Here is a 13209-nt window from a genome sequence, read left to right as displayed (position 1 = left end):
GCATATCAAGGACGCCTTCAAGAAGAAATAAATCAAGATCGTGAAACAATGGAAAAAAGCCTTTTCCACCGGATAAATTTGATAAAGAAGAAACCAAAGAAATTAAAGAAAGTAAAACTGACCCTGGAGTGGCTACTATGTAAAGGATGAACGAACAAAACAGTGTGCCTATTCATTTCATGCGGCTGCAGACCGCAACGGTTTTGTGCTAGGGACGATTGTAACACCAGGAAATACGCATGATAGTAATATCTTAGAGCCTCTTGTTGAACAAGTGATTGAGAAAGTTGGAAAACCTGAAGCTGTTGCCGCAGATGCAAAAGAAAAGCATGGTATGCGTAGGACTACTTTAAGGGGACATAAAAAATTGTCGATGCAGGCGATGCTTACATTCGCTGCCATGAATTTAAAGTAGATAACCAATAGGACATGGCAAGGTCCAATGGCTTAATAAAGTGGGCTCGTAGAGGCCCAATCTCTTAATCTTGAGCAAAATTCAAAGGGAATATCAAAAGGGGTCCGGAATTAAAACATTCTGGACCCCTTTTGTCTACAAACTGGGGCTTTCTTAAAGAAAGTCTGTTTTTTTATTTTCATGACTTAATACTTGGTAATTATTCTATAATAGTATTATTTTTTGAAATTTGCACTTGATTAATCAGAATGATTCGATTATTATATAATTAACATTAAATGGAAGGGTGACCTTTAAACAATGAAATATAATCCTATTCTTTAAGAAAAAATGCGTGTTAAATACGATCTTTTTTCTGGATAGGATTAGTCTGTACATTAAAATACAAACAAAGATCATTGTGTTCCTTCCATCATCAGGGATATTTTGCCTTTTTAATTTGTATTGTACTGCCTCCTGTCCAGATATTTGACAGGAGGTTTTTATATTGGGAAAAAACGCAACTGTAACATTAAATAATAAGGAACCTAACTTATTTACAAATCGTGTATTTCGGGCCATTATCTTTTCAGGATTATTTCTACAAATAGGGATATGGGTACGGAATTTTGCAGTTTTGTTATTCGTCATGGAACAAACAAACGGTGATGCCTTTGCCATTTCAATGATTTCAGTGGCTGAATTCGCACCTATTTTTATTTTTTCATTTATTGGTGGGACGTTTGCAGACCGATGGAGCCCGAAAAAAACGATGGTTTGGTGTGATATTTTAAGTGCAATATCGGTATTTGCTGTGCTTATCGCCCTTATCTTCGGAAGTTGGAAAGTGGTATTTTTTGCAACATTAATTTCTGCAATACTTTCTCAATTCTCTCAGCCATCGGGCATGAAGCTATTTAAGATGCATTTGCCAGAGAGTCAAATTCAAACAGGGATGTCTGTATATCAGACCGTGTTCGCCGTATTTATGGTTTTAGGCCCGATCCTGGGTACATTTGCCTTCCAATCATTCGGGATCAACATCTCGATTGCGATTACTGGCCTAGCTTTTTTACTATCAGCGGGTGCTCTCGCTTTCCTTCCAAAAGATCGCAAACTGGATGAAGGAACCGCAAAAACGACATTATGGCAGGAAATGAAAAGCGGAGTGAGCTACGTGTTGCGAAAAAAAGAACTAAGTCTATTAGGATTATGTTTTCTGGCAGCCGGGCTCGGACTTGGATTCATTCAGCCGCTCTCGATTTTCCTAGTTACCGAACAATTAGGTCTGCCTAAGGAAAATCTACAATGGTTATTTATGGTGAATGGTATTGGTATGATTTTAGGCGGTGCTGGAGTGATGATTTTTGCTAAAAAGGTGGCACCGCAGAGGTTATTGGCCTTTGGCATGCTTGTGAATGCCATTGGTTTAGCGGTAATGGGGTTGTCGACAAACCTTTGGATTACGCTGTCCGCAGAGTTCTTTAACGGGCTAATGTTGCCTTGTATTCAAATTGGAATTAATACATTGATATTGCAGAGGACCGAAGGCGAGTTCATCGGAAGAGTAAATGGAATCTTAAGCCCATTATTCACTGGTTCGATGGTTTTGACTATGAGTGCGGCAGGAGTGTTGAAAGAACAATTTTCACTCGTCGCCATATTTGAAACAGCGGCATTCTTTTTTATTATTGGGATGTTTTTCATTTTGCCATTGTACAATCAAAAGATAGAAACGAAATCCTTGGAAACTCAGTCGCAGGAATAAGGAAAAGTCAGTGAAGTGGTGAAAATTTACATGTTATTCAAAAAAGCAGAGAGCAGGCTCTCTGCTTTTTTGAATAACATGAATCTAGAAGATATCAACTTATTAAAGGAGTGGGCATTACTTAAAGATTGAATCTGGTTACTTAAACTTTGTACTTCATTCACTATGTTATTCATGAATAAATCGTTAAGAATAATATACTATTGGTTTCTGAAGGTAACAGAAGCTAAAAACCATTAATTAAAGAGAAGTATAACTATTGCCGGGTTAAATTTGATGTTGCATCCTTATTAAAGGTTTGCCAGTTTGATAGGATTAACCGTATTATTTCAGATTCTAAGTTGTCGGAAAAAGTATTGCAGAGGTACGAAAAGAAGGAATTGAGATTGTGAATAAATAGAAATCATACCATGTTACGTTGAGGAAAAGTGAATGTTGGCTTTTCCTCTTTTTATTAGTTTAAAAAATGAACATGGAATTATTTGTTTGAATTAACAACAAAATCAAAAAAAATACACTTCACATTAACGTTATCTTAATAATTAATATGTAATATTGAGTTGGAAGTAGGCCGTTTGTGGAAAAGTTGTTTTAATGTGGGTTTTGTAGAGAGCAAATGATGATCGGAAACAAATCAATACAAGCATTAACAATTTTTCCGTTATTATTACCTGCATAGACAATAAATACTGTACCGACAAACAAGTCTTAGTTCCTCTAGATCTTTCATATAGGAAGATACAGAATTCAAATTAGAAAATTTTATTCCTTCTTTTTAGAGTTTGTCAAAGTAAGTGATACACAATTTGCGTTACTAACTTTAGGAGTGAATTTTTCTACTGAAAAAATGAATATAAGAAGGGGGATTGAGTGGCGGGTTCCATGATATGAATACATTCTTATTACCAAAATTTCAATGATTTATTATATATAAAATAAACTAAAAGTACCTTGAAATTTGCTTTACTTACATAAAATTTTAGAAATTTCATTAGATTGGTCTTAATTGAAATCAATAAAATCATATTGTGAAAAGAGGAGTAATGCAATGAAAGACGAGCATCTAAAAAACGAGACTGAAAAATTGTCAAATACTATCTTAGATAAGGGAATGGATCGACGTAGTTTTTTGGGAGGTACAACGAAGATTGCCGGGCTTACGCTTGGATTATCGCTAGTAAACTCACTAAATGGACTTGAGGCCGAAGCAGCATCACATGTCGAAAAAGCATCAAAGTTCGGTTTACACAAAAATCCTGATTTGGTGTTTCCTGTTATTAGTGATGTGCATATGTTGAAGAGTGGTACAACCGATCTGCAAAAGTTCGGTAGCGCATTGCATCAATTGAATGAGTTGGTGCCAAAACAAGATGCTCTTGTTGTTGTTGGGGATTTAACAGAAAATGGATTTGCGGAAGAGTATGATCGCTTTGTGGCTCTTTATAATGCAAAAAAACAAACGCAGGCCGCTTCTTTGTTTGCGATAGGAAATCATGACTATTGGAATGGTTTATCTGTAACAGATGCCCAAAAACTGTTTTTAAAGAAAATGGGGATGGAGTCTATTTTCTACCATAAGGTAATCAAAGGGTTTCATTTCATAGTTCTTGGCACTGAAAATGGAAAGACAGAAGGATACTTTTCAGAACAACAAATTGCGTGGTTAGGGGAGCAACTTCAGCAGGCGAAACAAGATGATCCTAAGAAACCGATATTTGTGTTTCTGCATCAGCCTATCAAAAATACAGTATACGGGAGTGAATGGGGATTCGAAGTTAACAGAGAGTTACTGTATAACACTCTAAAAGAATATCCGCAAGTAATTACGTTTTCCGGCCACACACATTATCCATTAGATGAACCAAGAGCAATCCATCAAAAGGATTTTACCTCCGTTGCAACAGCTTCTCTAAAAAATATGTGGGTAGAGGCTGGGTATCTTCAAGGAGAATTACCTAAAGGATCCGAAACCTTTAGCCAAGGTCTAATTGTAGAGGTTCATGGAAACAAAGTGAACATTCATCGTCGTGACTTTAATCAAAATAATTGGGTAGGCGAACCATGGGTAATTGACTATCCCGCTAAAAAGAATACATTTAAATATACAGAAATGAGAGAGCAAGAAAAACCTCATTTCCCTAAAGGAGCAAGCATTACGGTTCTTGATACAACTAGTACTGAGATGAATATCATGTTTACTCAGGCAAATGATAATTTACTGGTACATTCTTATAAAGTAGTGGCGAAGAACAAACAAACAGGACAAATAGCGAAAGAGTTTCGGGCTTTCTCAGAATTCTACAAAGATCCTATACCCAACCCATTCGTTCTGCCAGTTAAGGGATTGCAGCCAGGTATAAGTTATGATATCGAAGTTTATGCGATAGATTCATTTGGGAATATGAGTAAAACATTCTTGAAAATAGAGGAAAAAACAAAAGCATTAGCGGCTCTTTAATATAACTTTAGCTTTCAGGAGAAAGACAAAAGGAGGAAACACAATGCTTCAAAATATTGGAATACCTGGATTGATATTGATTTTAGTCATTGCCCTCATCATATTTGGACCATCTAAGTTGCCCGAAATTGGACGTGCTTTTGGCAACACATTAAGAGAATTTAAAAACTCTACTAAAGATTTGATTTCTCCAGATGAGAAAGAAGAAAAGACACAATCCAAATAATTTTTTAGGAAGATGTAAGCAACAAGCTTGCATCTTCCTCTTGTTTTTAACAAGTATTCCATCTGAAAAATGAGTGCTCCCATATCCCAAATTTTTTTGATAAAGAAAGGCGATGTTGAAAGTTAAGTCTGGTGTAAAATATAAAGTAGTACCTATAAACAATTGGGCAACTGCAGATCATGTATCTTAAATAGCTAAGTGATATTTAGAAATAAAAGGAAGAGTGGCAATTAATGTTCTCTTTTTTTTCTTGTAAGGAAGTTTCCATTTTATTTCCGTAAAATGTCTTAGCCTGGGTTTTAGGTTTAGAAGTATCGTTTTTGCATGTGACTATATAATTTAGACAGTTTCATTTTTAATGGGCTCTTTTATTCAATTTTCGCGAAAATATTCAGCTGCCCTTTATTGTTGTGATTATTAACTAGGCGTAATTCTTGTACAAGGAATTGTGTCTTTTTTAGTTACATTAATTATTTACCTTTTATGGCAAGACTCCTTTTTGATACAAAGTAGAAGATATAACTACCTAAAATTAATGATATTTTAGCTAGAGGTAATTGTATAAATGTTAAATTACTTAGACAAACTAGAATGTTCAAATATGTAAATGGAAAGGAAAGATGCAGAATGACAAAGGTATTATACATCACAGCTCATCCGAATGATGAAACTCAATCTTACAGTATGGCCGTTGGAAAAAAATTTATTGAAACTTATAAAGAAGTAAATCCTAGCCATGAAATTGTGAATATTGACCTTTATAAAGAAAATATTCCTGAAATTGATGTGGATGTTTTCAGTGGTTGGGGAAAACTTCAATCTGGAAAGGGATTTGAAGAACTTTCGTCGGAAGAGAAAACTAAAGTTGGTCGACTCTCAGAATTATGTGAGCAATTCATTGTTGCCGATAAATATATATTTGTAACACCATTATGGAATTTTTCATTCCCACCAGTATTAAAAGCATATATTGATTCTGTTTCTGTTGCAGGAAAAACATTTAAATACACCGACAAAGGTCCAGTTGGCCTTTTAACTGACAAGAAAGCATTGCATATTCAAGCTCGTGGTGGTATTTATTCCGAAGGACCAGCAGCTGAAATGGAAATGGGACACCGATATCTAAATATCATGATGCAATTCTTCGGAGTTCCTTCATTTGAAGGATTATTCGTTGAAGGACATGCTGCAATGCCTGATAAAGCACAAGAAATTAAAGAAAATGCTATTACAAGAGCAAAAGATTTAGCTTCTACTTTTTAATTACCAGTTCAATATTTTTTCAAAATAGGTTCTATTATTAGTCGGAAATCCAGGCTGGAATGTTAAATGTGATCAACCTTTATCTTAAATTTTTAAAAAGAATGGTTTAGTCCATTACTGTTTTGGCTTAGAAAAAAACGTGAAATAGTTAATTAACATCCTAAATTTAAAAAGGAGTAGGGAGTTTTCCTTACTCCTTTTTTGCATGAAAAGATTTCCCCTGCAGAGAGACTATTCTTAATAAATTGAAGATAGGTATCAGTCGTGAAAAGCTCAAGACGTAGTGCTTGTTGCAATGACAGTTAAAAGATAAAAAAATCCTGCAAATCATAGTATCCTTCTTAATTACAGAATAGCAGTGAAAATTTGGTTAAATAATTTCTAGCTATATTACATAATATATAGGTCAAACAATCTCTCAAGGGCATTCACATGTTAACTATGTAAAATACGAATTGGAATAGTCCTTAAGGTACTCTAAGACTCAACACAAAAAATAGTCGGTAGGTTATGTACTAATAAAAACTTAATTGACCTGAAATTTTATTAAATAGCTCTACGAACGTTTTATTAAAGGACAGGAAAACACCAAGGAAGGGTTGAAATAATTGAAGACAATAATTAAATGGACAGGAGAAATGGCTTTTTCTGGATCTACTCCGTCAGGACATGTAATAAAAATGGATGCTGCCAAAGAAGTAGGAGGACAAAATAGTGGAGCGAGACCCACAGAGTTACTGTTACATTCCTTAGCCGGTTGCACAGGAATTGATATTGTAATGATTTTGAAAAAAATGCGATTTGAACCAATTACTTTTCAAATAGAAATAGAAGGATCACGGGCAGAAAATCATCCAAAACGATTTACCGATTATCATATCCATTATTTACTAGAAGGGGAACTGCCAGAAGATAAAGTAGTCCGTGCTATTAAATTATCGAAAGATACGTACTGTTCGGTATATCACTCATTAAATGCAAACATTGAAGTGAGCTATTCAATTAATGGAGTCAAAGGAGATCAAAAATTATAATTTTTGATCTAGGGAGTAATTTAAAGCACAGCTAATTTTTAATAAATTTTTATATTGTTAAAATATTTCAAATAATCTAACTTTCCTTCCTTTATTTTTTATGCAATGGCTTACGTTCAAAAAAGAGCCTTCTTTTATTGAAAATACTATTGAATTAGAGTGTGAGCGTTTACTAAAATGCAAACAAATAGGTCATGGATATTAGTTGATCTTTAAAGTACATATAAAACCTTAAACAATGCCCCTTTTACAATCTATTTATAAGACTAGAGGTTCATTGTTTACATTCCAGATAGATGATTCTAATAGAACAAAGTAAATATACCAGATTTTAAGAAAGTAAATTAATTCAATTGATAATCAGCCTGAGATGTTCGTTCGGGTATTCCTTTGAAGAAGCAAGTTGGAAATTTTAATATTAGAAGGAATTTATATTCTATTCTAAGGGAATAAACGTGGAAATCATTATTAAGGCTTTATGTGGTTTATTTAGGTCATTGATTGGGTGAACAAATGTTATGGTGTACGGAGTAAGCCAACCGATTCTCCTTTTTGGTTCGTATATAACACTTGAGATATTTAGTGGTATACCAGTATTGTTTCTAGTGAAAAAATAGATGATTGGTAACAAATTCTCGTTCAATAGAAACACTCTTAGATGATTCTTTATATTCATCTATAAGGGACTAAGGGGTAATCTTAAGGTTAATTGACTTGGTACGTCATGGTTCCACAAGTTTAATTTAATAGAAATTTTTAAAAATTAAAAAATAGAATTCTTTAGTTTTCTAAATTATCTTGTTAATATAGAAGTAGCTATTAGAAAAATCATAGGAGTGAAGGACAATGAGTGTACATAAAGCCCTTACGTTACATGCCCAAAAACAAAATCAACTTTTTACTGAATTTTCCCTTTTAGATCAACAACGTGAAGATTATATTCAAGGAGCTATAGAATTATGTAAAGCTGAAAAGGATTTTACAACAGACAATATTAATCAAATCACTATGCAAATCAATGTTCTTGCAAACCAAAGGTTAATACCTACTCGTAAATTGGTTACCCCAGAAATGATTCGTTCATATGTGGAGTCATTAAAGTAAAATATATTACTGATCTTAAACGTAAGAATAGCGCCGAACATCTATGATAACCCTAGACAGCCTGACACTCATTATATAGATGAGTGTTTTTTTATAGACAAATTTTAAATTACCAACGATAAATGGCATATACAAATATTTTTTAGTTGTAATGATACTAAGAATGTAGATGTAGAGTTATTAGATACTGTTGAATTCACCCCTAAATGGGGTATTTGAATGGTATTTGAATGGAAATAAATCAGGAATGATGAAGAAATAAAAACTATGGCATCATAAAGTTAAATTAATAGGGAAGTTCGGATGTCTAAGATGATTTATAATAGATATAAAAGTAGGAATGGAGAAGGAATTGTGGGAAAATATCAGACTTTATTATTTGATGTAGATGATACACTATTGGATTTTGGTGCAGCAGAAAATTTAGCTTTGCGCTTGCTTTTCGAGGATCAAAATATCCACTTAACTCCTGAAATCGAAGCACAATATAAAAAAATAAACCAAGGTCTCTGGAAGTCCTTTGAAAAAGGAATAATAGATCGTGATACGGTAGTGAATACTCGCCATTCACGTTTATTTAAGGAATACGGTCGAGAAGTTGATGGAGTATTAATGGAAAAGAACTATCGTAGCTATTTAGAAGAGGGGCATCAGCTTGTTAATGGGGCCTTTGAATTGATAGCCGACCTGCAAAATAAATATGACTTATATATTGTTACTAATGGTGTTTCCAAGACCCAGTATAAACGCTTACGTGATTCAGGATTATTTCCGCTATTTAAGGATATTTTCGTTTCAGAGGATACTGGTTTTCAAAAGCCCATGAAGGAATATTTCGATTATGTCTTTGCGCGAATTCCTAATTTCTCGATGGAAAAAGCATTAATCATCGGAGACTCCTTAAGTGCGTATATTAAAGGCGGACAGCAAGCTGCTATAGATACATGTTGGCTCAACCCTAAACTGAAACCTAATGAAACTAAAATTGTTCCAACATATCAAATACAAAAGCTTGAAGAGCTGTATCGCATTTTAAACGTAGAAAAAGAATCAACAGCTGTTAGTCAGTACTGTTCCTGACTATCGCATTATCTTTGATAACAGCTTTAATAAAATGATCAATTTTTTTATAAAATCTAACTATAAATTTGCAAGAAAAAAACCATTTTGATCTAACTTTGATTAAAATGGTTTCTTTTCATATCTTGAAAAACATGGGTTTGTATGGTGTTTTTTAATCAAACTTTTTTTAAAACAATAAGGGTTTAATAAAGGGCTGTTGATGCAGCTTCTTTTCTTATGGAGCCAAAGAGGCAGGTTTAATTGAACATCAAAATGCAAACTTAATTAATCAACTGATAAGTTAAACCTATCGATATTTATTAATGTTATTTAATTTCATTATGGAAATTCAGGGTATAAAATTTAGTAGAAAGGTAATTAGACTGGAGGAAAAAATATGAAAGTTTTTGATTCGCATTTACATATTATCGATACGAAATTTCTATTAATTGTAAATCAGAGATTTATGCCTGATACTTTTACCTGTGCCGATTACCTACATTCCCGTAAGTAACATAAATTTATTGGGCGGTACCGTTGTCTCAGGCTCTTTTCAAGGATATGACCAATCATATTTAATTAATGCGTTACAAACCCTTTGTGAAAACTTTGTTGGTGTAACTCAATTGCCATACAATACATCAGATGATGAAATCATTAAACTTAATGAACTTGGTGTGAAAGCCATTCGATTCAATGTAAATCGTGGAAGTTCCGAGGATATATCACGTTTAGATTACTTAGCGAGAAGAGTTTATGAATTAGTAAATTGGCATACAGAGCTATACATTGATTCTAACTCTTTAACAGAGATAACAACGATAGTAGCAAAGCTTCCTTCGGTTTCGATAGATCATCTTGGTTTATCAAAAAGCGGTTTTACGAATCTTTTATCTTTAGTTGATAAAGGTGTAAGAGTAAAAGCAACTGGTTTCGGAAGAATTAATTTTGATGCTGAAGAAGCTAAAAAAGTTCTTTATAAAAATGCTCTTAATTGGTATTTAAAAATATCAGTATAGGAGTAAGAAATGGCCTTAACGCTATTACAAATTGATTAATTACTGCACAGTCCGTCTATTATATGCAGTTTAAGAGAAGTGACTTGTTCAACTAATGAGTGCTTGAGTTTAATAATGAGGTTGCTGCGGCAGCCTTTTTTTTATTGAGCTAAATGGGAAGGAAAGTTGAGTAAGAAAACGTTATAATATAGGTAAATGAAATTCTAAGGGTTTGGTTTAATGAGAGGAGAAATCATGGAGGGATCCTATACGTTTAAATCAATTGATGAATACATTTTACAATTTCCTCATGAGGTTCAGGAAAAACTTAAAAGGTTAAGAAAAGTTATAAAAGAATCAGCACCAGAAGCAGAAGAAAAGATAAGTTATCAAATGCCTACCTTTGTTTTACATGGGAATCTGGTACATTTCGCTGCCTATAAAAAACATATAGGATTTTATCCAACTTCTAGCGGGATCGCTGCTTTTGAACTTGAATTTTCGGAATATAAAAGTTCAAAAGGGGCAGTTCAGTTTCCTCTAGAAAAGCCGATGCCTTATGAATTAATAAGCGAGATAGTTAAATTTAGAGTTGCTGAGAATATAAAGAAAGCTGAAGGTAGATTGAAAAAGAAAAAATAATTTCATTTAAATTCTGTTGTTTATAATTTTTTATTCAAGTAACGGGACAGTTTAGTCACATAACAAAATTTAATAAGGATACTTCTTTTTTGTTCTGTTATTCATACTTTTCATAAATTGTTCAAGCAAAAGAAAATCATAATCAAGAAGTGAAAGTAAATTATCAAATACTTCTATATGGGGCAGGCTGAAAACAGGTGCATTTCTTATGCTACTAATTGGGCAGATTTCTATAACAAAAAATGTAACACTTAACTTTATTTGTTATCAAATACGGAATTAAAAGTGAAGCATAGCAAAACTTGGCTTAAATCTTACATTTGGTATAATCATTAAGTAGTTATATGCTTAAAAACAAAAGTATAATGCTCAAACGAAAAAAATATCAATATTAACCTAACTAGTAGAAATGGAGAGAAGCAAATGATTAATAAAGTCGGTCAAATTATGTTATATGTAAATAACCAAGATGAGACATTAAAATTTTGGACGGAAAAAGTAGGGTTTACCGTAGTTTCTGAAGAAGATAACGGTCAAATGAGATGGATTGAAATTGCTCCAACTAAGGAAGCAGAAACGAGTATCATTCTCCACAATAAAGAATTAATTGCAAAAATGCAGCCTGAATTAAATCTTAATACACCGTCGTTAATGTTTTACTCGGAAAATCTCGATAAATTATATAAAGACTTTACGGATAAAAATATCACAGTCGGAGAACTTGTAAGTATGCCTTTTGGTAGAGTATTTAACTTTGCTGATAATGAAGAAAATTACTTTGCGGTTATGGAAAAAAAGTAAATCACAAAACTAAAGAAGATATAAACATCAAAACGACTAAGAAAACTATTTTTAGTCGTTTTGATGTTGAGTGACAATAAAGTATTTGGCCTTCTTAAACGGGTGCTTTACGTTAATAATAGTAGCCAGTGTAGGACCAGCACTTCCAACAAATGAAGGACACGGCTATAATCGTTAATACAGCGAGATCCGGCCTCATTAAGGAAGACGATCTCATTCAAGCGTTGCAAAATAATGAAATTGCAGGAGCAGCCATCGACACGTTTGACCATGAGCCATTGGGGGACAACAGTCTATTCTTGTAACTCGACAATGTGACAATCACATCGTATATGGTTGGAAGTACGAATGATGCCTTTCGAAACACGCCGAAGAAATTGGCGGAACGGCTGTCGAAGTGGGATAAGAAGAAATCATAATGCTTTATTCATAAAAAAGAGCCCCGGTAATTTGCCGGGGTTCTATGTCTGGAAAAAAATGAGTAACCCTGTGGAAGCTTTTAATCAGCTACACAGTTGTGTTTTGGATTTTATTAGATTTTATCCAGCGGCTATTTTTTCTTGTTTTGTAGAGATAGATAAACAACTAAAACTAAAATAAGTAATCCACCAACAATCTGCCAAGTTCCAAATGGTAACTGCAACCAAAGAATACTACTGACTACAGCTGTTAAAGGCTCAACTGTGCCAAGTAAAGTCGTTTCCTTTGCTGTTAAGTATTCTAAGCTTTTGATAAACATCCAAAAAGCGAGTGCTGTGCCAAAGAGGATTGTAAACCCTAACGCTATATAAATGGAAGCGGACCAATTTATAGCTTCGATTGCCCAAATAGGATGAACAAAATTCATCACAATTCCGGCAAGTAACATAGCCCAACCAACAACAATTACGGATGAAAAGGACTCCAATAACGAACGTGCATAGAGTGTGTAAAAAGCTAATGATAGTCCTGAAATTACGCCCCATATAACAGCTGAAAAGGGTACAGATAAATTATTAAATGATCCATTGGTTAATAATAAAAAAGTACCAAGGAGTGTCAAACTAATGGCCAAAAGATCGGAACGTGTTAATTTTTGAATCCCCTTTACAATGAAATAAAAAATAATAAAAATCGGTGCTAAGTATTGAAGCAATGTAGCTACTGCAGCATTGCCGAGAGCGATGGAAGCCATGTAAGAATATTGAACAAGTAACATGCCGAACAGACTGAAGGTGATTAACCGATTCCGACTGGTCGGCTCCTTCCAAATTTGAAAAAGATGCTTACGATTACTGCTCACTAATTGGCTACTAAGTAAGAGAATCCCCCCGATAAAGAGTCGTGTTGTCACAAACCAATCCAAATCGATATTACCGGATTGAAAAAGATGCTGCGCGACTGTCCCACCAACTCCCCAAAAACTAGCGCCAAAAATGACAAAGAAAATTCCTATTAAACGATTTTGTTTATTCATATA

General features: G+C 33.8%; 11 protein-coding genes and 2 pseudogenes. 12 read left to right on the top strand and 1 reads right to left on the bottom strand.

The genetic code is table 11. The features are described from left to right. From AKG34_RS27510 to AKG34_RS28525, 12 genes and pseudogenes are all read left to right on the top strand, one after another. Window positions 1-412 (top strand): annotated as a pseudogene (locus AKG34_RS27510) (transposase); the annotation flags it as partial. 490 nt (window positions 413-902) lie between these two features. Continuing rightward, a complete protein-coding gene (locus AKG34_RS11005; protein WP_053346119.1) occupies window positions 903-2162 on the top strand; it encodes an MFS transporter in 1260 nt (419 codons plus the stop codon). Between the two features lie 1048 nt (window positions 2163-3210). After that, on the top strand, window positions 3211-4620 hold the full coding sequence (locus tag AKG34_RS11000) for a metallophosphoesterase (protein WP_053346118.1): 1410 nt from the start codon (window positions 3211-3213) through the stop codon (window positions 4618-4620). A gap of 43 nt (window positions 4621-4663) precedes the next feature. After that, on the top strand, window positions 4664-4846 hold the full coding sequence (locus AKG34_RS10995) for a twin-arginine translocase TatA/TatE family subunit (protein ID WP_053346117.1): 183 nt from the start codon (window positions 4664-4666) through the stop codon (window positions 4844-4846). 627 nt (window positions 4847-5473) lie between these two features. Beyond that, window positions 5474-6109, top strand: coding sequence for an FMN-dependent NADH-azoreductase (locus AKG34_RS10990; RefSeq protein WP_053346116.1), 636 nt, complete (start codon window positions 5474-5476; stop codon window positions 6107-6109). Between the two features lie 608 nt (window positions 6110-6717). Further along, entirely contained in the window at window positions 6718-7143 is a 426-nt protein-coding gene (locus AKG34_RS10985) for an OsmC family protein (RefSeq protein ID WP_180320464.1), read from the top strand. Window positions 7144-7989: 846 nt separating this feature from the next. After that, complete coding sequence (locus tag AKG34_RS10980; RefSeq protein ID WP_053346115.1) at window positions 7990-8247, top strand: DUF2533 family protein; 258 nt, start codon at window positions 7990-7992, stop codon at window positions 8245-8247. A gap of 354 nt (window positions 8248-8601) precedes the next feature. Continuing rightward, entirely contained in the window at window positions 8602-9327 is a 726-nt protein-coding gene (locus AKG34_RS10975; RefSeq protein ID WP_152952276.1) for a YjjG family noncanonical pyrimidine nucleotidase, read from the top strand. Window positions 9328-9833: 506 nt separating this feature from the next. Beyond that, on the top strand, window positions 9834-10328 hold the full coding sequence (locus tag AKG34_RS10970; protein ID WP_330219146.1) for an amidohydrolase family protein: 495 nt from the start codon (window positions 9834-9836) through the stop codon (window positions 10326-10328). A 234-nt stretch (window positions 10329-10562) separates the two neighbouring features. Beyond that, window positions 10563-10949 carry an iron chaperone gene (locus AKG34_RS10965; RefSeq protein WP_053348073.1) on the top strand — a complete coding sequence of 129 codons (387 nt, stop codon included), beginning with the start codon at window positions 10563-10565 and terminating at the stop codon, window positions 10947-10949. Between the two features lie 423 nt (window positions 10950-11372). Beyond that, window positions 11373-11750 (top strand): VOC family protein, encoded by a 378-nt coding sequence (locus tag AKG34_RS10960; RefSeq protein ID WP_053346114.1) that lies wholly within the window; start codon window positions 11373-11375, stop codon window positions 11748-11750. Window positions 11751-11899: 149 nt separating this feature from the next. Beyond that, window positions 11900-12055 (top strand): annotated as a pseudogene (locus tag AKG34_RS28525) (NAD(P)-dependent oxidoreductase); the annotation flags it as partial. A 245-nt stretch (window positions 12056-12300) separates the two neighbouring features. Here AKG34_RS28525 and AKG34_RS10955 read toward each other — a convergent pair. After that, window positions 12301-13206, bottom strand: a complete 906-nt coding sequence (locus tag AKG34_RS10955) for a DMT family transporter (RefSeq protein WP_053346113.1) — start codon at window positions 13204-13206, stop codon at window positions 12301-12303. Window positions 13207-13209 lie beyond the last annotated feature (3 nt).

The organism is Peribacillus butanolivorans, assembly GCF_001273755.1.
Lineage (GTDB): Bacteria > Bacillota > Bacilli > Bacillales > DSM-1321 > Peribacillus > Peribacillus butanolivorans.
The sequence above is the reverse complement of the archived record's forward strand: the minus strand, read 5'-3'. Positions and strand labels throughout refer to the sequence as shown.

What these genes read in the sequence shown, in the direction of transcription:
- AKG34_RS10960 (WP_053346114.1), top strand. Translation starts at nt 11,373, where the DNA reads ATGATTAATAAAGTCGGTCAAATTATGTTATATGTAAATAACCAAGAT.
- AKG34_RS10990 (WP_053346116.1), top strand. Translation starts at nt 5,474, where the DNA reads ATGACAAAGGTATTATACATCACAGCTCATCCGAATGATGAAACTCAA.
- AKG34_RS10995 (WP_053346117.1), top strand. Translation starts at nt 4,664, where the DNA reads ATGCTTCAAAATATTGGAATACCTGGATTGATATTGATTTTAGTCATT.
- AKG34_RS11000 (WP_053346118.1), top strand. Translation starts at nt 3,211, where the DNA reads ATGAAAGACGAGCATCTAAAAAACGAGACTGAAAAATTGTCAAATACT.
- AKG34_RS10980 (WP_053346115.1), top strand. Translation starts at nt 7,990, where the DNA reads ATGAGTGTACATAAAGCCCTTACGTTACATGCCCAAAAACAAAATCAA.
- AKG34_RS10965 (WP_053348073.1), top strand. Translation starts at nt 10,563, where the DNA reads ATGGAGGGATCCTATACGTTTAAATCAATTGATGAATACATTTTACAA.
- AKG34_RS10955 (WP_053346113.1), bottom strand. Translation starts at nt 13,206, where the DNA reads ATGAATAAACAAAATCGTTTAATAGGAATTTTCTTTGTCATTTTTGGC.